This window comes from Collinsella sp. HCP28S3_E12, assembly GCF_052065595.1.
Lineage (GTDB): Bacteria > Actinomycetota > Coriobacteriia > Coriobacteriales > Coriobacteriaceae > Collinsella.
In genome coordinates this window covers 68,963-89,707 of sequence record NZ_JBQHTS010000004.1, presented here as the reverse complement: position 1 = coordinate 89,707, position 20,745 = coordinate 68,963, and the positions used below count along the sequence as shown (strand labels likewise).

The window sequence follows — 20,745 nt, the reverse complement described above, 5'->3', positions numbered from 1 at the left end:
TGGGACAAATACACGAGATCGACCTGGCGTTAAAACGAGAAGTGCGCACCCGTATTCTAAATGGCAGCTGCAGTGGCAAAGGTTTAAGCCTTTGCAAATATCGGTTGATTCAAATCATATTTAGGGAGGATATGGTGAAAATCGATATCCAAGGAGCGATGAAGCGCTTCTCGGGCGCAATCATCAAGCCGGTCATGTTTCTCGCTGTTGCCGGCATCCTGCTCGCCTTCAGCGTCATTCTCAAAATGGACGGTATGCCCGCCCCGCTCAACGTTCTCGGTCAGCTTCTGTACAATTGCGTCAACTCGGGCGTCGTGGGAAACCTCGGTCTGATCTTTTGCATCGGCCTCACGTGCGCCTTGGCCAATAAGAAGAAGGGCGATGCGGCCGTGATTGCGGCGTCGACGTTCCTGATTTTCCTGTTTGCCAACAATTTCTGGCTCACCCAGAACAACATGCTGGTGGATGCCACCAACGGCCTCTATGGTACCGGCCAAGGCATGGTCCTTGGCGTGCAGGTGGTCGATATGGGCGTGTTTATCGGCATTATTCTGGGCTGCATCAACGGCTGGGCGTTCAACAAGTTCTGCGATGTCAAATTCCCCGAGGTCATCAGCACCTATGGCGGCACCCGCTTTGTCTTTCTCATCACGCTCGTGATTGCGATCGTGCTCGGCGTTGCGATGTGCTATGTGTGGCCGGTCGTCAATGGCTGGATCAACAGCCTGCAGAGCTTCATGTATTCCGCCAGTTACGCCGGTCAGTGGGTCTACGGTTTCCTCAACAAGCTCCTGATCCCCACAGGTATGCACCACCTGCTTTGGATGCCCTTTATGTACTCCGCCGTGGGCGGCACCGCTCAGATCGCCGGCGAGGCTGTCTCTGGCTCTTACAACATCTTTATGGCCGAGCTTGGCAACACCGCATCTATCACCGCCATGGATCCCTCCATCAGGTTCAGCCTGCTCGGTTTTGGCAAGTGGTTTGGCACCATCGGCACGGTCCTCGCCTTTATCAGCGTGGCCAAGCCCGAGCACCGTTCGCAGGTTCGCGCCATGCTCGTTCCGGCCGCCCTTGTGGCTATCCTTGCCGGTATCACCGAGCCGTTCGAGTTCATGTATCTCTGGGCCTCGCCGATTCTCTTTGTGGTCAACGCAGCGCTCGACGGCCTGTTCCAGTGCATCCTGTTCGCAACCGGGTGGCGTGCGCTGCTTACCGGCTTCATCGAGACGGTTCCCGGCCTGATCGCCCTTCCTGCGGACCTCTCCCACTGGTTTGTAATCATTCCTGTCGGCGCAATTGCAATCCTCGTGTGGTTCGTTGTCTTCCGCTTCCTGATTCTCAAGCTCAACCTCGTCACGCCGGGCCGCGAGGACGATTTTGGCAGCGATGTCTCGGGCGAGATCGGCTCTGGTGAGCAGTCCTCGGCCGTCTCTGCGGAGGATGTCCAGACGCTTATCGAGGGCTTTGGCGGTCCCGCCAACATCAAGCGCGTCATGAACTGCTTCACTCGCTTGCGCGTTGACGTCAACGACATGGGCCTTGTCGACAAGGACACTCTCAACAAGGTGCAGAACAGCGGTATCGTCGAGGGTGGTCCCAACAATATCCAGGTCGTCGTGGGCATGAAGGTCCAGGAGGTTGCGGACGCCGTCAACCACGCGCTCGGCCGTGAAGGGGATTAATCCCTCTCATAGAGCCTAGGTCCTATACGCGGACCTCTCAAGTTAGTCGGTCCGGGGTGGGGCCAAGGCTTCACCCCGACTTAATCAAGATCAAGGAGAACATCATGGAAGACAAAAAGTTCACGGTCTGTATCGTCGGCGGCGGCTCTCGCTATACGCCGGGTATCCTTAAGATGCTCGTGGCCGAGCAGGAGCGTTTTCCCCTGTCCAAGGTCGTTCTGTACGATAACGAATACGATCGCCAGGCCAAGGTGGGCGAGTACGGCCGCCTGCTGATGAATGAGTACTATCCCGGCTGCGAGGTTATTGACACCACTGATCCCGAGGTAGCTTTTACCGATATCGACTTTGCCTTTATGCAGATTCGCGCCGGTCGCATGAAGATGCGTCGCTCCGACGAGCATATCGCCCTTAAGCACGGCTGCATCGGCCAGGAGACCTGCGGCGCCGGCGGCTTTGCTTACGGCATGCGCTCCATCCCCGCTGTCTGCGACATCATCAAGAACATCCGCAAGTACTCCCCCGAGGCCTGGGTGCTCAACTACTCCAACCCGGCGGCCATTGTCGCCGAGGCTACCAAGCGCGTCTTCCCCGGCGACAAGCGCGTCATCAATATCTGCGATATGCCCGTCGGCATCATGAACCAGTACGCAGACGCTCTCGGCGTGCCCCGCAACTCCATCGAGCCGCGTTACTTCGGGCTGAACCACTATGGCTGGTTCACGGCAGTGCTCGACAAGGAGACCGGCGAGGATTACCTGCCGCGCCTGCGCGAGATCTTCTCTGAGGACCTTCCCGAGGAGGCCTTCAGCGAGCTCGATGCCAGCTGGTCGGCAACCTTCCACTTTATGCGCAAGATGGTCCGCGAGTGCAGCGACGGTATGCTTCCCAACACCTACCTCCAGTACTATCTGTACAATCAGCATATGCTTGCCGAGGAAAACCCCGACTACACCCGCGCTGATGAGGTCATGAACGGTCACGAGAAGATGATCTTCGAGATGATTGACGAGGTTATCGCCAACGGCAAGTTTGAGGGTACCAAGTACGCCTTTACGCTTGAAAGTCTCAAGGACGACGACCACGCCACCTATATCGTCGACCTCGCCTACGCCCTCGCCCACAACACGCACGATGTGTTCCTGTGCATGACCGAGAACAACGGCATCATCCCCAATTTCTCCGAGGGCGCCATGGTCGAGGTTCCCTGCATCGCCGGCACCAACGGCCTCGAGCCGCTTAACGTGGGCGAGATCCCGGCCTTCCAGAAAGGCCTGCTTGAGAACCAGTTTGCTTACGAGAAGCTGACGGCCGATGCTGCACTCGAGGGGAGCTACCGCAAAGCCCTCGACGCGCTGACGCTCAACCGCCTGGTTAACGACACGGATAAGGCCCGCGCCCTGCTCGATGACTACATCGCGGCAAACAAGGAGTACTGGCCCGAGCTTAAGTAGTCAAATAGGACGTCTTTTCGAGATGTGCGTTATGATGCGGCTCTATTCCTTTGTGGATGGAGCCGCTTTTTGGCGTTTCGGAGTGCAAAAGAGGTGTTGTTGTGGTTCATCTTTCTGAGCTCGAGCGGGCGGTGTTTCGCCATATCTCGCAACATGTCGCGCAAAACGAGGAGATTACGCTCACAGAGCTCGCTGAGGAGTGCCATGTGGCAAAAGGGACTGTTATCAAGGCGGTTCAAAAGCTCGGATATCGCGGTTTCAACGACTTTGCCTGCAACGTGCGCCTCAACGCCCAGTCGAGCGACACCCTGCTGCTCCCCCGGCGCATCGTCGAGGGAGATGCCGACGCGCAGGCGGGGAGCCTGGCGCATGTGTTTCTCGCGTGCCGGGGCAAGGGCAACTTCATCTTCTCGGGGGACCGCCGGTGCGCAGCGCTCATCGCCTCGTATATGAGCCGCAAGCTCGCGTCGTTTGGGTTATCGGTTCCTCCGTCCTACGACTATGCCATGGCGGACCCCTGTGGTCTGGAGCCCGGGGTGGCCTTTTTCTACTTTCACAAAGAGCTGCCGGGAAGAGAGGGGCGAGGACAGGCGGACGATTACGGCAAAGGCATGCTCTCTGCCGCGCGGAGGGCAGGCTTCTTTATCGTGGTGGTCTCGGACGATAGGCGCCGCGCCAGCGACACCGATGCCGATATGGTCGTCCCGATTGCGCAAAATGACGGCCTCGAGACGGACATGTTCGTTTCTCGAGTGATCGTACTGCTCGAGAAGGCATTTGCCGTCTACTCGGGACTCAGTAGGGGGCTGGCTTAGATGAAGGCAAATGAGAGCAGGGTGTACGAATACGTACGGTCGAGGGCTCGACTGGGAAAGAGGCCCACGGTGCGCGAGACGGCGGAGGCGACGGGTGTCGCCCGCTCGACGGTCGCGCGCGCTGCGGTGAGCTTGGGCTATGCGAGCTGGAGCGACTTCACGGAGCAGCTGAGGCACTACCACGGCTCGGGGGAGTCTGTGGGGGTGTTGGCTGAGAGCGTGGAGACGGTCGTTTCGGTTCTTAAGCGCCATGCTGGAGAGACGGTCCTCATCGATTCGGTGGGCGATGTCGAGATCTGCCTCGAATATATGCTCATCCGCTTGGGCGAGCTGGGGATATCGGCGATGCCGTATGGGCATGGCGTGGCGGATGCGATGAGCGATGGTGTGCTTTTGGTCTTGAATGAGAGCGGAATGGCCCTGTTTCCGTCGTGCGTCCACGCTGCCGAGCTCGGATACGAGATCATTGCGATCACGGCGAGCCACGACACGCCTATCTCGAAGCTCGCTGGGGTCAACGTCGTGATCAAGAACAACAAGTCGAGCAACGCCGATTATAAGCCCAATTACTTCACCGCCGGAGTCCTGGCATATCTCGAGCGCGTGCTGGCTGAATACGCAAGGGGGGTGGGCTGACGGGTGCGATGCCGAGATGCCCGCCCAAACAGGGGTTTTATCTGCTCCAAATACTTAAGTTCCGGTGGATTTTGTGTGCGCGGAGAGCCACTGGTATGCATTTTGCGACCACAACCTTGCAGTCGGCGACCTGCGGTTTGGCTCAGGATGTCCTCGCCGCGGCGTATCTTGCTATCGAATCCGTCAGGCATCTGGACAGCATTTGGTTGGAATATGCAAGAAAGGCCGTGCGAGTATGGGCATATGTGGAGGTCATGAGGTTGTAGCTGCATATTCTTGCAGCCTGGGAGGTTGAAAGATACTATTACCAAGTCTTTTCCTGCTTCAGGCGCACCTTCACGACCTGAAGCCACATTTGTCCAGAGGAGGTGACAATATGAAGGCTTATGAACTGCTGTTCTTTGTTGACCCGTCGCTCGACCCCGAGACTCGTCTCGCTGTTATGAAGCGTATCGATACCACGATCGCTGAGGGCGCTGGCAAGGTCGACTCCGTTGACGAGTGGGGCAAGCGCAAGCTCGCCTACGAGATCAACGACCTCACCGATGGTGACTACACCCTCATCAACTTCCACGCAGATCCTACCCAGATCGCCGAGCTTGATCGCGTCCTGCGCATCACCGACGCTGTGGTCCGCCACATGATCGTCCGTCGCGACGACCAGGAGTAAGACTGTCGTTTTGGACTGGGCTTGTGCCCCAAGAGGAAGTAGTGAGTAATGAGCATCAATCGAGTGAACATCACCGGTAACCTCACCCGCGATCCCGAGCTGCGCGCCACTGCCGGCGGAACCCAGGTTCTGTCCTTTGGCGTCGCCGTGAACGATCGCCGCCGCAATGCGCAGACTGGCGAGTGGGAGGACTATCCCAACTTTGTCGACTGCACTATGTTCGGCACCCGCGCCGAGGCCGTGAGCCGTTTCCTGGCAAAGGGAAACAAGGTCGCGATCGAGGGCAAGCTGCGCTACAGCTCTTGGGAGCGCGACGGTCAGCGCAGGAGCAAGCTTGAGGTCATCGTCGATGAGATCGAGTTTATGAGCTCCCGTGGTGGCCAGGGTGGCTACGATCAGGGCGGTTACGCCCCCGCAGCTCCCGCGCCCGCAGCACGTCCTGCCGCACCGGTGGCTACGCCGCCCGCGGTCGACGTCTACGATGAGGACATCCCGTTTTAAGGGTTGTTCACCTATTTTTGAGTGAGAGGCGGCTTCGGTTCGCCGAAGTTGCCAAATGAAAGGTATTTTGACATGGCTAATGATTTTTCTGCACGTCAGCCGCGTCGTAAGTACTGCCAGTTCTGCAAGGAGAACACTGAGTTCATCGACTATAAGGACACTCAGCTTCTCCGTAAGTACATGACCGACCGTGGCAAGATCAAGCCCCGTCGCGTCACTGGCGCTTGCACGCAGCATCAGCATGACATCGCCAACGCCATCAAGCGTGCCCGCGAGATGGCTCTCCTGCCGTACACCGTCCCCGTGGTTTCCTCTCGTGGCAACCGCGACCGCGGCTAAGAAGGGAGACGCATCATGAAGGTTATTCTTCTCGATGAGATCAAGGGCAAGGGCGGCGAGGGTGACGTCGTAGAGGTCGCTCAGGGTTACGCTGAGAACTTCCTGTTCCCCAAGAAGCTCGCTGTTGCCGCCACCAAGGGCAACCTCAAGCAGCTTGACGAGCGTCGCAACAACATCGCCAAGCGCGAGGCCGTCCGTCTGGCTACCGCCAACGAGACCAAGGCTGCCCTCGAGGGCAAGCAGGTCACCGTCGACGTCAAGGTCGGCGACGAGGGCATCCTCTTTGGCTCCGTCACCGCCGCTATGATCGCTGACGCCATCAAGGATCAGCTCGGTATGGACATCGACCGCAAGCGCGTCGAGCTCGGCAAGCCCATCAAGGTTGCCGGTGCCCACACCGTTGCCATCTCGCTGTACCGCGAGATCAAGGCCGAGGTTGTCGTTCTCGTCGGCGTTACCGCCGAGGAGCTCGCTGCCGAGGCTGAGGCCGAGGAGGCCGCTGAGGTCGCCGAGGCCGAGACCGCCGAGGTCGAGACCGAGGCTGCTGCCGAGTAGCATTTGCTGCAACGCAACAATCTTGTTCTAAGAAGGGCGCTCTGGGAGACCGGGGCGCCCTTTTATTTTTTTTGCGCTGAGTGGGTGTCACGTCATACATTGAGATGCAGTCCCACATAAGGGACCGTTCATCCGTTTGGTTCGGTGATGATTGTTAAGGCGCGCCTCGATTTAAAGCTGTGGCTGATACTATGGATGCTCGCAAGCGATATGAATGAGGATGCTCATGGCATATGACGATAGGGAGACATGGCTGACGGTCGAGGACCGCGGCTCCAAGTTGGGTCTCCCCCAAAACCAAGATGCAGAGGCCAACGTGCTGGCCGCCATGCTGCTATCGCCCGAAGTGGTCGAAGAAGCCCAGGTCGAGCTGCAGCCCGATGATTTCTACCGGCCCATTCATAAGACCATCTATACCGCGATGGTCGATATGTACAACAGTCGCATCCCCATCGACTCCATCTCGCTGATCGATTACCTGCGAAGCATCAACAAGCTCGATGCCGTGGGCGGCGAGGCGTACATTTTGGAGCTGATGGGTCAGACCCTGTCGCTCGTCAACTGGCAGCACCATGCCGCCATCGTTCGTCGCGACTCGATGCTGCGTGAGCTGATCGGCGCCACCAACGAGATTAACGCGCTGGCCTATAACGCCCCCACCGATACCAAAGAGGTCGTGGAGCTGGCCGAGAGCAAGCTGCTCAAGGTTACGGCGCGCGAGGTTAAGTCGAGCTACAAGACACTGACCGAGTTTATGGTCGAGGCCTATAACGAGGCCGAGGAAGTGTGCCAGGCCGGTGGCCAGGCAGCGGGCGTTCCCACGGGCTTCCCGTCACTCGACCGCATGCTTATGGGCTTCCGCGAGGGCCAGCTCATCATTATCGGCGCCCGCCCCGCCGTGGGTAAGACCTCGTTCGCTCTAAACCTGGCGCTCAATGCCGCCGCTGCGGGCTACACCGTCGGCTTTTTCTCGCTGGAGATGTCGGGCAAGGAAATTGCCCAGCGCCTGATTTGCGCCTATGCCATGATTTCGATCAGTGATTTTCGCATGGGTCGCATTAGCCCCGAGCAGTGGGCCAATATCAACGAGGCCACGCAGACCTTGTCCAAGCTCGATATTCTGATTGACGATACGCCCGGCACCACGGTGACCGAGATTCGCGCCAAGAGCCGCCGCATGCTCCACAACAAGGAGAAGGCCATCATTATCTTGGACTACCTGCAGCTGGTGAGTCCTCCGCCGGGACGTCGTTCCGAGAGTCGCACCGTCGAGGTCTCCGAGATGTCTCGTGGCTTAAAGATTATGGCCAAGGAACTCAAGATTCCGCTGATCGCGCTGTCTCAGCTGTCGCGTCAGGTCGAATCCCGTACCGGCAAGCGCCCGCAGCTTTCCGACCTGCGCGAATCGGGCTCCATCGAGCAGGACGCCGATATCGTCATGTTCTTGGACCGTTCCGCCGACGAGGCTGAGGCCTCGCGCGACGACCGACCCGACGAGGGCGTCACGCGTATTGTCGTGGCCAAGAACCGCTCGGGCCCGATCGGCGACGTCGACCTGATGTTCCTGCCGGCGTCTACCAAGTTCTATGAGCTTGATGGGGTGCATACCGAGGAGTAGGACAGGCGCCCGTTGCACGGGTATACTGGGAATGTTTTGTGCTTCTGCCCGCCGTGTGGCGCGCAGACAGTCCATGTATGTAAGGAGTAAACATGCCGTCAACCGTTTTGGTCGGTGCCCAGTGGGGCGATGAGGGCAAGGGTAAGATCTGCGACCTGATCGCCGGCGACTTCGATGCCGTCGTGCGCTATTCGGGCGGCAACAACGCCGGCCACACCATCGTTGTCAACGGCAAGAAGTACGGCCTGCACCAGGTGCCCTCCGGCATCATGTACGCCGACCACGTGTCGGTGATTGGCAACGGCTGCGTCGTCAACCCCAAGGTTGTCCTTGAGGAGATCGACATGTTCGAGGCCGATGGCATCACCACCAAGAACCTCAAGATCAGCGGCAACGCACACGTGATCATGCCGTATCACGTCGACCTGGACGGCGCCTTTGAGCAGAAGCTCGGCAAGAAGAGCATCGGTACCACCAAGCGCGGCATTGGCCCGTGCTATCAGGACAAGATGGCTCGTATTGGTCTTCGTATGCAGGACATGCTGGACGAGGAGCTCTTCCGCGACAAGCTGGAAACCGCTCTTGCCCGCGTGAATCCCGAGCTCGAGCTGCTTTACGGCCTGCCCACCTACACCGTGGACCAGATCTGTGAAGAGTACCTGCCCATGGCCGAGCGCCTGCGCCCGTACATCACCGAGACGAGCCTGCTGCTCAACAACATGATCGATGAGGGCAAGACCCTGCTCTTTGAGGGCGCCCAGGCAACATTGCTCGATATCGACCACGGCACCTATCCGTTTGTCACATCTTCTAACTGCACCGCCGGCGGCGCGATCACCGGTTCTGGTGTTGGCATGAAAAACGTCGATCGCGTGCTGGGCGTCATGAAGGCCTACATCACCCGCGTCGGTGCAGGCCCCATGCCCACTGAGCTTTCCTACGAGTCCGAGGCCGGCCATACGCTGACCGAGGAGGGCTATGAGTACGGCGTGACCACCGGTCGCCGTCGCCGCTGCGGCTGGTTTGACGGTCCCATCGCCAACTACGCCTCGCGCGTCAACGGTCTTACCGACATCGCCCTGACCAAGCTCGACGTGCTTTCGGTCTTCGACACCATTAAGGTGTGCGTGGCCTATGACGTCGACGGCGAGCGCTACACCAGCGTGCCCGAGCACCAGGTGCGCTTTGAGCATGCCAAGCCCATCTACGAGGAGCTTCCTGGCTGGAAGTGCGATATCACCGGCTGCCGCAGCTTTGAGGAGCTGCCGCAGGAGGCTCAGGACTACGTGGCATTTGTCGAGGATCTGGCGCACACGCGCGTGACGTTTGTCGGTGTTGGCGCCGGCCGCGAGCAGATCATCAACCGATTCTGGAAGTAATCGGCGTTATTTGGTCATTGCGATATACCCCTTCGCAGCCCGGACGGGCGGCCGAGGGGTATATTTGCTTGTAATGGGCCCGCATGGTTGACGGGCCGTTAATCCATAGAGGAGGCACCCTTGAAGGCGGACACTCAAACCATCGACATCCTGTTGTTGGGCAGCGGCGGCCGCGAGCATGCTTTGGCAGCCAAGCTCGCGGCATCACCGCGCGCCGGCAAGCTCTACATCGCCCCGGGCAACGGCGGCACCGCGAGCTGCGGCGAGAACGTGGTTCTCGACGATTGCGATCCTGCTGCCGTGGCGGCGTTTGCACAGAGCCACGGATGCGGACTCGTGGTGATTGGCCCCGAGGCTCCGCTCGTGGCGGGCGTGGCCGACGCCGTGCGCGCGGCGGGTATTCCCTGCTTTGGCCCGGGTGCCGAGGGTGCTCAGATGGAGGGCTCTAAGCTGTTCTCCAAGCAGCTCATGGAGCGCGCGGGCATTCCGACGGCCGCCTACGGCTCGTTTACCGACGAGGCTTCGGCTCTCGCCTATGTGCGCGAGCAGGGCGCTCCGCTGGTCGTGAAGGCCGACGGTCTTGCCGCGGGCAAGGGCGTTATTGTGGCAACCGAGCTTTCGCAGGCCGAAGAGGCCGTGCGCGAGTGCTTTGGCGGCACCTTTGGCGACGCCGGCAACACCGTGGTTATCGAGGAGATGCTCGTTGGCCCCGAGTGCTCGCTGCTGGCCTTTACCGACGGCAAGACCGTGCGCCCCATGGCCACCTCGCAGGACCACAAGCGCGCGCTTGAGGGCGACCTTGGTCCCAACACGGGCGGCATGGGCGTCTACAGCCCGGTGCCCATCGTGACCGACGATGAGCACGCCACCATGGTGAAGGTCATGGAGCAGACCGTGGCCGAGCTCGCCGCCGAGGGCATCGATTACCGTGGCTGCCTGTACGGCGGCTTTATGCTTACCCCCGCCGGCCCCAAGGTGCTGGAGTTTAACGCTCGCTTTGGCGACCCCGAGACGCAGGTCGTGCTGCCGCGCCTTAAGAACGACCTGGTCGAGGTCATGCTTGCCTGCGCCAACTGCGAGCTCGACCAGATTGAGCTCGATTGGCGTGACGAGTGGGCGGTGGCCGTTGTCCTGACGAGCGCGGGTTATCCCGGCAGCTACGAGAAGGGCAAGGTCATCACCGGCATCGAGGACGCCGAGGCCATGGAGAACGTGACCGTGTATCACGCCGGCACCGCCGTGGTGGACGGCCAGCTCGTGACCAACGGCGGCCGCGTGCTCGCCGTGACCGCGCTGGGCGACACGTTCGAGAACGCTCGCAACCTTGCCTACGAGGCTTGCGAGAAGATCGATTTTGAGGGCAAGACCCTGCGTCACGACATTGGCCTGCGCGCGCTGCGCGGCCGCGACGCCTGGGATGCCTAAAATCCGAGAGGAATGAGACGGATGGACGAGAAGAACGAAGAGCTCGTGGACGCGCAAATCGTCGAAGAGGACAGCCGCATGTATGGGCACGCCGAGGGCGAGCCTGGTGGCGAGGTCGCTGACGAGCCGGCGCTGGTGCTGGGCGACGACGACCCGCACGATGCCGAGCTGCACGAGAAGATTCTTTCGGAGGAGTGCGCCTGGAAGGGCAAGATCCTCGACGTCCACCGTCTTGAGGTTGAGCTGCCCAACGGTCACCGCAGCGCCCGCGATATCGTTCGCCATCCGGGTGCGGCGGCCGTTGTGGCGCTGACCGAGAGCGGCAAGATCGTACTGGTGCGTCAGTACCGCACCGCCATCGACCGCGTGACGGTTGAGATTCCCGCCGGCAAGCTCGACCCAGGCGAGGACCCGCTCGATTGTGCCAGGCGCGAGCTGCATGAGGAGACGGGCTTTAAGGCCGGGCGCATTCGCTTTTTAACGTCTATTGTCACGACCTGCGGTTTTTGCGACGAGATTATTCACATCTACCTGGCCACCAAGCTCGAGTTCGATGCGCCCAACCCCGACGATGACGAGTTTGTCAACGTTGACCTGGTGCCGCTGCACGAGCTGATCGATGCCGTGCTCGACGGCAAGATCGAGGATGCCAAGACCGTCGTGGGCGCGCTCGCCTGCGACAGCATCGCGCACCGCCTTGGTGGTTCTGAACTGTAACGAGTGGGGATAGCCCTGGGACAAGTACTACTGATTGCTTTGTCCCAGGGTCTTACGTTGCTGATATTTCTTTGAGGATCACATGCTGAAGCGTTTTCTGTCTTACTACAAGCCCCAGATGGGGCTTTTTGTTGCCGATACCATTTGCGCCCTGGTGCTCGCCGCCATTGACCTGGCGTTTCCCATTATCCTGCGCAATCTGTGCGGCGGGCTGTTTACCCAGGGCCAGACTGCCATTATGCAGGCGCTCGGTATGATCGCGGTGGGACTGGTGCTGATGTATGCCACCCGCTGCGCCTGCCGCTACTTTGTGAGCTATTGGGGCCACGTGATGGGCGCGCGCATGGAGTCCAAGATGCGTGAGGACTTGTTCGATCAGTACGAGCGTTTTAGCTTTGCGTACTTTGATCGCAACAGCTCGGGTGACATGATGAGCCGCGTGGTCAACGACCTGTTCGATATCTGCGAGGCGGCGCACCACGTGCCCGAATGGATCATTATTTGCGGTATCGAGATCATTGGCTCGTTTGTGATTCTGTTTACCATTGCGCCGGTGCTCGCACTCGTCATGGCCGTGGTGACGGCGGTGTTCGCGGTCATTATGTTTTGGCAGAATATGCGCATGCGCGAGGTCTTTAGCGATAACCGCAAAAAGATCAGCGGCATCAATGCGCAGCTGCAGGATTCGCTGGCGGGCATGCGTGTGGTCAAAAGCTTTGCCAATGAGCAGACCGAACGCTCTAAGTTCCGTGCCTCTAACGATCGCTACCTTTCGTCCAAGGAAAACATGTATCACGCCATGGGCGTCTACACCGCGACGTATGGTCTGCTCTCGGGCGTGCTCTATGTGATCGTGGTGCTGCTGGGCGGTTGGCTCGTTGCCCAAGGCCAGCTGCAGGCGGTCGATATGGCAACCTTCGCGCTCTACATTTCGCTGTTCTGCACGCCGCTTGAGACGCTCGTCAATTCGGCCGAGACGTATCAGAAAGCCATCGCCGGCTTTAAGCGCATGGACGAGGTGCTCTCGACTGTCCCCGATATTCAGGATAAGCCGGGTGCTGCGGATCTGCAGGTGACGGCCGGCTCTGTTGAGTATCGCGACGTGTGCTTTAGCTACGAGGATGTCGAGCTGGGCGCGGGCGACGGGACGCGTCCCGTTATCGACCATATGGATCTGTCCATTAAGCCCGGTCAAACCATCGCTTTGGTTGGTCCCTCGGGCGGCGGCAAATCAACGACTTGTTCGCTGTTGCCGCGCTTTTACGACGTTTCCGCCGGCTCCATTAGCATTGACGGCCAGGATGTGCGCGACGTGACGCAGCGTAGCCTGCGCCGATCCATCGGCCTGGTGCAGCAAGATGTCTATCTGTTCGACGGAACGATTGGCGAGAACATCGCCTATGGCAAGCCGGGCGCCACGGCAGAAGAAATCGCCGAGGCGGCCCATCGCGCCAACATCGATGCTTTTATCGAGTCGCTTCCGCAGGGCTATGACACCGTGGTGGGCGAGCGCGGCAGCCGTCTTTCTGGTGGTCAAAAGCAGCGCGTCGCCATCGCGCGCGTGTTTCTCAAAAATCCCAAGATCCTTATTTTGGATGAGGCGACCAGTGCTCTGGATAACGAGAGCGAGGAGGCGGTGCAGGAGTCGCTCGAGCGCTTGGCGCGCGGCCGCACCACGATCATCATCGCTCACCGTCTCTCGACCATTAAGCATGCCGACGAGATTGCGACCGTTGAGCATGGTCGCGTTGTGGAACGTGGCACGCACGAGGAGCTTCTCGCCCGTGGCGGCACTTATGCCCGTTACTATCGAATGCAGTTCGAAGGTGCGCGTGCGCACGAGCTCGACTGATTGATATGGCAGGAAGGTTATGGCTGATAAGAACCATCTGACTCCGGAAGAAGTGACGGAGTTATTCTCCGAAATCGATGCATCCGGCGTCTTGGATCCTACACTCGCCAAAAAGCGTACCGAGCGCATGCGCGAGAAAGAGTCTGCCGTCAAACGCGGTGACAAGGCGACACTGGCGCGGCTGCGCAGCGAGGATCGCGCGAGCCAGGCAAAACATATCGACCCGCTGTCCGAGGACGATCCTTCGGGTTCGCAGGTGAGCCATACCATTACGAAAACTGCCATGGCCGTGGTTATCGGCATCTTGGTGCTGATTGTGGGCATGCAGATCGGCTACGGCGTGATGCGACGCCTGAACACCGCGAACCTCTCCGAGAGCGTTTCGGTGGATACCGTCTCGACCGCGCTCAAAGGTGGACTTGAATGGGGCAACGGCTTTACGCAGTTCCCGCTCGATTTTACCGTCGACGAGGCCGACGAGAGTGCGGGCACGGTTGAGGTGACGGTGCTGGACACGTCTTCTGCCAATGAGCTCGAGTTGCTGTCCAACGGTCAGATTCAGGCGGCGGCGCTCGCAACCAATGCCCTGCTCAACGACAAGATTGACCGTGTGGTGTATAACGTCCACGCCTATATCGACGAGGACAGCAGGATTCAGCATGATTCCTTCTTTGGCATGTTTCCCGCCCAGGGCCACCAGAGCGCCATCCTGACGTTCGTCTGGACCAAGAGCTCTTCCAACGCCACCAATATCGACTGGAAGATGCGTATCGTGAGCATGGATGACACCATTGCCGAGCGTATTCAGAAACAGGTGAACTCGGTATCGTCGCTCATCGAGGACCCGGCGGTGAGCCAGACTAAGATTGACGAGGAAAAGGCCGAACGTGACCTGGAGCACCGCCTGCACGGCCGCGAGATTTTCCGTGGCGGCAAGCTTGGCCGCACCCCGTCCGAATTACTTGAGCAGGACAAGCAAAAGTAGTCCCCAGCCATATAGAACGATGACATCCCGCGTGAGCCGCAAGTCCACGCGGGATGATTTTTCTGGGACGGGGATTAAAAAATTATTCTGTCATGTATGCGGTTGGCGAGTAGTCAATTTGGGACGGGGCTATTTTAGCTACCCCGGCTGGTGGCACGACGGTTAGGTTGATTGACGGACGGGGCAGCTAAAATAGCCCCGTCCCAAATTGACTACTCAGCGACAAAGCTCTGCTTTCAGAATGATTTTTTAATCCCCGTCCCAGAAAAATCATTATGCATAAGAAGTCATAATTATCATTTTGTAAACAATTCTATGTAATTAACGCCATAAGTCATACTTACGGTTAGAATACCGCGAGGCCTAACTACACACCTTTAAGCCGGTCCCGAGAGACCGGGAAGGAGAACTATGGCGAACAACCATATTGCGGGCGCTGCCGCCCGCACCATCGCGCCCAGCGAACTGTGCCAGCGCATGCTGGCCAAAACCAGCAAGGGTGCTTGCGGTCCCTGCATCCTGTACCTTGAGGATGGGACCATTTTTTATGGCCGTGCATGTGGTGCCGAGGGCACCGCGACCGGCGAAGTCTGCTTCAATACCTCACTCGAGGGTTACTTTGAGGTTATGACCGACCCGAGCTATGCTGGCCAGATCGTTACCATGACCTATCCGCAGATTGGCAATTATGGCATCGACGAGACCGATGTCCAGTCCGCCTTCCCCGGCGATGACGTACGCCCTGCGAGTGCTCCCGCCATGCGCGGCATGATCGTGCGCGACATGTGTGCCACGCCTTCTAACTGGCGCTCGGCCGTCAGCGTGCCGGAGTACCTGCGCGCACACGGCATCGTCGCTATCGAGGGCGTCGACACCCGAGCCCTGGTGCGCCACCTGCGCGACAATGGCTCCAAGATGGGCATTATCTCGACCGAGGTCCTCGACATCGACGAGCTTGCCGAGCGCTTGGCCTCTGCTCCCACGTTGGTGGGGGAGAACCTGGTCAAGACCGTGAGCTGCCCTGCACCCCATCCGTTCGCCGGAAGCGATCTGCCTGCCGAGCATGGCTTTGCGCTTGCGGCCCCCGCTCCCGCCCGCCACAACGTGGTCGCGTACGACTGCGGTGTCAAGCGTGGCATCCTGGAGGGTCTGGTCCGTGCTGGCTGCGACCTCACCGTCGTGCCGTGGGATACACCCGCGCGTCAGGTACTCGACATGAATCCCGATGGCGTCTTTTTGTCCAACGGTCCCGGCGACCCCGATGCCGTGGTAGAGACCTACGAGCAGGTGCAGCAGCTGATCGGCAAGGTGCCCGTCTTTGGCATTTGCCTGGGTCACCAGATGATCAGCTTGGCATGCGGCGCCCAGATGGAAAAACTCAAATTCGGTCACCGTGGCGGTAACCAGCCGGTTATGAACCTGGTCAGCCGCCGCGTGGAAATTACCGCGCAAAACCATGGCTTTGGCTTGCTGTTCCCCAGCTTGGGCAAGCTTGTCCCCGAACTTTCGGGCGGCGAGACCGAGCATGCGGCCGACGGCGATCTGCGCGTCTGGGTGCGCCGTGGTATCGCGCCCGTCGTGATGAACGAGCGCTTTGGCCGCATTCGACTGACACACGTGAACCTCAACGACGGCACCGCCGAGGGCATTCAGCTGCTCGACGCCCCGTGCTTCTCGGTCCAGTACCACCCCGAGGCCTCGCCCGGCCCCACCGATGCCCACTATCTCTTTACCGCCTTTACGCGACTCATGGACGGCGAGGAGAACTACCTGGACATCGACACCGCGAAGGACCGCCTGCAGGGCTGGAACTTTGCCGACAATGGTTCCGCCACGACCGAGACCGAGGAGAACTAACATGCCTAAGCGTACTGACATCAAGCGTATCCTCGTCATTGGCTCGGGTCCCATCGTCATTGGCCAGGCCTGCGAGTTCGATTACTCCGGCGCCCAGGCCTGCAAGGTGCTCAAGGAGGATGGCTTTGAGGTCATCCTGGTCAACTCCAACCCGGCGACCATCATGACCGACCCGGGCCTGGCCGACCGCACCTATGTCGAGCCCATCACCGCCGAATTTATCGAGCGCGTGATCAAGAAGGAGCGCCCGGACGCGCTGCTGCCCACGCTGGGCGGCCAGACCGGTCTGAACGCCGCCGTCGAGCTGGCAAAGGACGGCACGCTCGACCAGTACGGCGTCGAGATGATCGGCTGCGACCTTGCCGCCATCGAGCGCGGCGAGGACCGCAAGCTCTTTAACGAGGCCATGGCCGAGATCGGCCTGGAGGTCGCGCGCTCGGGCTATGCCTACAGCGTGGCCGACGCCGAGGCCATCGCCGAGCGCGTGGGATATCCCTGCGTGCTGCGCCCGAGCTTTACCCTGGGCGGCGCCGGCGGCGGCATCGCGCACACCCACGAGGAGCTCGTCTCCATCGTGAACCAGGGCCTTGAGCTCTCGCCCGCCCACGAGGTGCTGGTCGAGGAGTCCATCGAGGGTTGGAAAGAGTACGAGATGGAGGTCATGCGCGACCACGCCGGCAACGGCATCATCGTGTGCTCCATCGAGAACCTCGACCCCATGGGCGTGCATACCGGCGACTCCATCACCGTGGCGCCGGCGCAGGCCCTCTCCGACCTTGAGTATCAGCGCATGCGTGTCGCCTCGCTCGCCATTCTGGAGAAGATCGGCGTCGAGACCGGTGGCTCCAACGTGCAGTTTGCCGTGAACCCGCAGACCGGTCGCCTGATCGTCATCGAGATGAACCCGCGCGTGAGCCGTTCGTCCGCACTGGCCTCCAAGGCCACGGGCTTCCCCATCGCCAAGGCCGCCGCTCGCCTGGCCGTGGGCTACACGCTCGACGAGATCGTCAACGACATCACCAAAGCCACGCCTGCCTGCTTTGAGCCCACGATCGACTACTGTGTGGTCAAGGTGCCGCGCTTTGCCTTTGAGAAGTTCAAGGGTACCGACCCCACGCTCACAACGCGCATGAAAGCCGTGGGCGAGATCATGGCGATCGGCCGCACCTTTGAGGAGGCCTTTGGTAAGGCCATGCGCTCGCTGGAGGACGGGCATCAGGGCATTTGCGCTGGTGGCAAGGAAGGTGCCGATAAGCTGAGCGACGACGAGCTCGCTCAGGCCGTGGGCACCCCGACTGAGCACCGCATCTTCTTTGTGGTCGAGGCCCTGCGTCGTGGCTGGGATGTCGCGCGCATCCATGCCATCTGCGGCATCGATCCGTGGTATCTCAACCGTATCAACGATATGGTGCAGGTCCAGGAGAGCATTCGCGGCCTGCGCGTGGAGGACATCGACGCCGACGCGATGCGCCTGCTCAAGCAGTATGGCACGAGCGATGCCGAGATTGCCGCGCTGACCGGCTCGGACGAGCGCTTTGTTCGCGCTTACCGTAAGGGTCTGGGCGTGGTTCCCAGCATGAAGACGGTCGACACCTGCGCTGCTGAGTTCTCGAGTGCCACGGAGTATCACTACAAGACCTACGAAAACATCTACCGCACGAGCCCGGTCGCCAAGAAGTGCGTTGCCCCCGACGAGACCACGCCGGCAGATAAGCCCAAGGCGATGATTCTGGGTGCCGGCCCCAACCGTATCGGCCAGGGTATCGAGTTTGACTACTGCTGCGTGCACGCGAGCTACGCGCTGGCGGCCCGTGGCTTCGAGACCATCATGGTCAACTGCAACCCCGAGACCGTCTCGACCGACTACGACACGTCCGATCGTCTGTACTTTGAGCCGCTCACCTACGAGGACGTCATGGACGTTATCGATGTTGAGCGCCCCGACGGCGTCGTGGTGACGCTCGGCGGCCAGACCCCGCTTAAGCTGGCGCGCATGCTCGAGGAGAGCGGCGTGAACATCATGGGTACCAAGCCCGATGCCATCGATTTTGCCGAGGACCGCGAGCGCTTTGCCGCCCTGCTCGACAAGCTGGGCATTATGTACCCGCCGGCGGGTCAGGCCACCTCGTTTGAGGAGGCCGAGGCCGTGGCCGCGCATATCGGCTACCCGCTGCTGGTTCGTCCGAGCTATGTGTTGGGCGGCCGCGGCATGATGATCGCCTACGATGCCGAGCATCTGCACGATTACATGGCCGAGGCTGCCCGCATTAGCCCCGACTATCCGGTGTACCTCGACCGCTTCCTGGAGGGCGCGATCGAGTCCGATGTCGATGCCCTGTGCGACGGCGAGGAGGTCTACATCGGCGGTATTCTGGAGCATATCGAGGAGGCCGGTATCCACTCCGGTGACTCCGCGACTTGCATTCCGCCGTTTAGCTTTAGCGAGAGTCTGCAGGCGAAGCTTCGCGAGACCACGCGCCGCATCGCGATGGCGCTGGGAGTCCGCGGCCTGGTCAATGTGCAGTATGCCATCAAGGGCGAGACCGTCTACGTGATCGAGGCCAACCCGCGTGCCAGTCGTACCGTGCCGTTTATCTCCAAGGCCACCGGCGTGCCGCTGGCCAAGTGCGCGGCGCGCATCATGGCGGGCGATTCCATCGCGAGCCTGGGCCTGCCGAGCGACGAGCGCCAGCTGGACTGCTTCTGTATGAAGGAAGCCGTTATGCCCTGGGGTCGTTTCCCGGGAGCCGACGTTATCCTGGGGCCCGAGATGAAGTCGACGGGCGAGGTCATGGGTGTCGCCAAGAGCTATCCCGAGGCATACGCCAAGACACAGCTGGCGATTGACTACAAACTGCCTGATCCGAGCGCCGGCAAGGTGTTCATTAGCGTGTGCGATCGCGACAAGCGCCATATCCTTTCGGTCGCCCGTATCCTGCGCTATCTGGGCTTTGACATCTGCTCTACCGAGGGTACGGCGCGCGTGCTGCGTGGAGGCAACGTGACGTGCGAGGTCGTGGAAAAGATCAGCGGCCCGCACGACGGCGAGCGCCCCAACATCGGTGACCTTATCGCCGATGGCAAGATCGCGGTGATCATCAATACGCCGTACGGCCCGGGCTCGCGCGGCGACGGCTATCTGTTGCGCACCGAGGCGGTGCGCCGCGGCGTGACCTGCGTGACGGCGATGTCTGCCGCCAACACCTACGTGAGTGCTATCGAAGCGGTGCGCGAGGACCAGCAGGGCCACGGCAGCGCCAACGACATGGGCATGGACGTCATCGCCCTGCAGGACCTGCCGCAGTACACGGTGTAATGTGACCTGGTCGGCCGGGGCGGCAGCCGGACACTTTCTCTCGGAAACTGGGCTTCGCGAAGTTTTCCGAGAGAAAGGTCCGCCTCCCGCCCCGGCCTGCGGTGACTCGGTTGCACCGTGTGCTGCAGAAGGGGCTTTGCGCGATGACTAGGGTTGATAAACTGGTAGCCGCTGAGCGCCACGGGGTCCTCGCGCTGGGAGTAGGTGTGGATGAGGGCAGACGAGACAGCGTAGGAGACAGCGGCAATAAGGATGAAGCCCTCGCCTGTGAGCGTGACGGCGCCGCCGCTATCGCCACCGGTGAGGTTGACGATAACGACTCCGGCAAAACCTATAGCGCAGCCGAGGACTTTGCGCGCAGTGAGCCGTTCTTGCCGGAACACGAGCGCTGCCATCAACACGCAGAGAAACGTGTTCATAGCGTTGACGATTGAGCCGCGCACACCCGAAGCGTTTGAAACGCCGATATAAAAGAAGGCGTACTGCACGATAGTTTGGGCAAGCGAGAGTCTGATAACGAGTGGCCATCCCGTGCGTGAGACGCGAGGCAAGCGACGTCTTGTTATGACTGCAGCGGCAAGTGCGATAGCGCCGGCAAGCATAAAGCGCACGCCAGCGAAGAGAAACTCCGATGGTACGTCGCCGTTTTGGATGCCGAGAAGCTCGTAGCCGATCTTGATGCAGGGGATCGCACTGCCCCAGAGCGCGCAGCAGATGAGGGCGAGCGCAGCTACGCACCATGTGCGCGTGAGAGGGTGGCGCGCGGAGTCGGCGTAAACATCGCAAGAGCTGGCGTCGAGTGCGGATGAGGGTTTGGACATACATCTCCCAAACGAGGCGAAGCAGAAAACGCCTCTATGGTACGCGCAATTTTGTGTCCGCACGCGTTGATAGCATAGAACGCGTCATGGAACACAAGTTCGTAAGAAGAGGAGGACGCC

General features: G+C 60.3%; 17 protein-coding genes. 16 read left to right on the top strand and 1 reads right to left on the bottom strand.

The window, feature by feature from the left end:
• Positions 1–131: 131 nt before the first annotated feature.
• From ACTNBY_RS02680 to carB, 16 genes are all read left to right on the top strand, one after another.
• Positions 132–1,685: a PTS transporter subunit EIIC gene (locus tag ACTNBY_RS02680; protein ID WP_441063254.1), complete on the top strand. Its 1,554-nt coding sequence runs from the start codon at positions 132–134 to the stop codon at positions 1,683–1,685.
• Between the two features lie 104 nt (positions 1,686–1,789).
• Positions 1,790–3,139 carry a family 4 glycosyl hydrolase gene (locus tag ACTNBY_RS02675; RefSeq protein ID WP_441063252.1) on the top strand — a complete coding sequence of 450 codons (1,350 nt, stop codon included), beginning with the start codon at positions 1,790–1,792 and terminating at the stop codon, positions 3,137–3,139.
• A 101-nt stretch (positions 3,140–3,240) separates the two neighbouring features.
• On the top strand, positions 3,241–3,954 hold the full coding sequence (locus ACTNBY_RS02670; protein WP_441063250.1) for a hypothetical protein: 714 nt from the start codon (positions 3,241–3,243) through the stop codon (positions 3,952–3,954).
• Positions 3,955–4,023: 69 nt separating this feature from the next.
• Entirely contained in the window at positions 4,024–4,590 is a 567-nt protein-coding gene (locus ACTNBY_RS02665; RefSeq protein ID WP_441063249.1) for a hypothetical protein, read from the top strand.
• 376 nt (positions 4,591–4,966) lie between these two features.
• Positions 4,967–5,260, top strand: coding sequence for a 30S ribosomal protein S6 (gene rpsF, locus ACTNBY_RS02660; RefSeq protein WP_006235831.1), 294 nt, complete (start codon positions 4,967–4,969; stop codon positions 5,258–5,260).
• 48 nt (positions 5,261–5,308) lie between these two features.
• Positions 5,309–5,761 carry a single-stranded DNA-binding protein gene (locus tag ACTNBY_RS02655; protein WP_006235830.1) on the top strand — a complete coding sequence of 151 codons (453 nt, stop codon included), beginning with the start codon at positions 5,309–5,311 and terminating at the stop codon, positions 5,759–5,761.
• Positions 5,762–5,833: 72 nt separating this feature from the next.
• Positions 5,834–6,100, top strand: a complete 267-nt coding sequence (rpsR, locus tag ACTNBY_RS02650; RefSeq protein WP_006235829.1) for a 30S ribosomal protein S18 — start codon at positions 5,834–5,836, stop codon at positions 6,098–6,100.
• 15 nt (positions 6,101–6,115) lie between these two features.
• Positions 6,116–6,655 (top strand): 50S ribosomal protein L9, encoded by a 540-nt coding sequence (gene rplI / locus ACTNBY_RS02645; protein WP_441048771.1) that lies wholly within the window; start codon positions 6,116–6,118, stop codon positions 6,653–6,655.
• A 220-nt stretch (positions 6,656–6,875) separates the two neighbouring features.
• Positions 6,876–8,273, top strand: coding sequence for a replicative DNA helicase (dnaB, locus tag ACTNBY_RS02640; RefSeq protein ID WP_427718155.1), 1,398 nt, complete (start codon positions 6,876–6,878; stop codon positions 8,271–8,273).
• Positions 8,274–8,365: 92 nt separating this feature from the next.
• Complete coding sequence (locus tag ACTNBY_RS02635; RefSeq protein ID WP_427717940.1) at positions 8,366–9,652, top strand: adenylosuccinate synthase; 1,287 nt, start codon at positions 8,366–8,368, stop codon at positions 9,650–9,652.
• A 120-nt stretch (positions 9,653–9,772) separates the two neighbouring features.
• On the top strand, positions 9,773–11,077 hold the full coding sequence (gene purD / locus ACTNBY_RS02630) for a phosphoribosylamine--glycine ligase (RefSeq protein ID WP_441048770.1): 1,305 nt from the start codon (positions 9,773–9,775) through the stop codon (positions 11,075–11,077).
• Between the two features lie 21 nt (positions 11,078–11,098).
• A complete protein-coding gene (locus ACTNBY_RS02625; protein WP_195838565.1) occupies positions 11,099–11,794 on the top strand; it encodes an NUDIX domain-containing protein in 696 nt (231 codons plus the stop codon).
• 82 nt (positions 11,795–11,876) lie between these two features.
• Positions 11,877–13,646: an ABC transporter ATP-binding protein gene (locus ACTNBY_RS02620; protein ID WP_441048769.1), complete on the top strand. Its 1,770-nt coding sequence runs from the start codon at positions 11,877–11,879 to the stop codon at positions 13,644–13,646.
• Positions 13,647–13,665: 19 nt separating this feature from the next.
• Positions 13,666–14,631 (top strand): hypothetical protein, encoded by a 966-nt coding sequence (locus ACTNBY_RS02615; RefSeq protein WP_441063247.1) that lies wholly within the window; start codon positions 13,666–13,668, stop codon positions 14,629–14,631.
• Positions 14,632–15,042: 411 nt separating this feature from the next.
• Positions 15,043–16,488, top strand: a complete 1,446-nt coding sequence (carA, locus tag ACTNBY_RS02610) for a glutamine-hydrolyzing carbamoyl-phosphate synthase small subunit (RefSeq protein WP_441048767.1) — start codon at positions 15,043–15,045, stop codon at positions 16,486–16,488.
• 1 nt (position 16,489) lies between these two features.
• Positions 16,490–19,804 (top strand): carbamoyl-phosphate synthase large subunit, encoded by a 3,315-nt coding sequence (carB, locus tag ACTNBY_RS02605; RefSeq protein ID WP_441063246.1) that lies wholly within the window; start codon positions 16,490–16,492, stop codon positions 19,802–19,804.
• Here carB and ACTNBY_RS02600 read toward each other — a convergent pair.
• The gene (locus ACTNBY_RS02600) at positions 19,693–20,625 is read right to left on the bottom strand and encodes a DMT family transporter (protein ID WP_441048765.1); all 933 of its coding nucleotides are present in this window, start codon (positions 20,623–20,625) and stop codon (positions 19,693–19,695) included. The two genes, carB and ACTNBY_RS02600, sit on opposite strands and share 112 nt — an antisense overlap.
• Positions 20,626–20,745 lie beyond the last annotated feature (120 nt).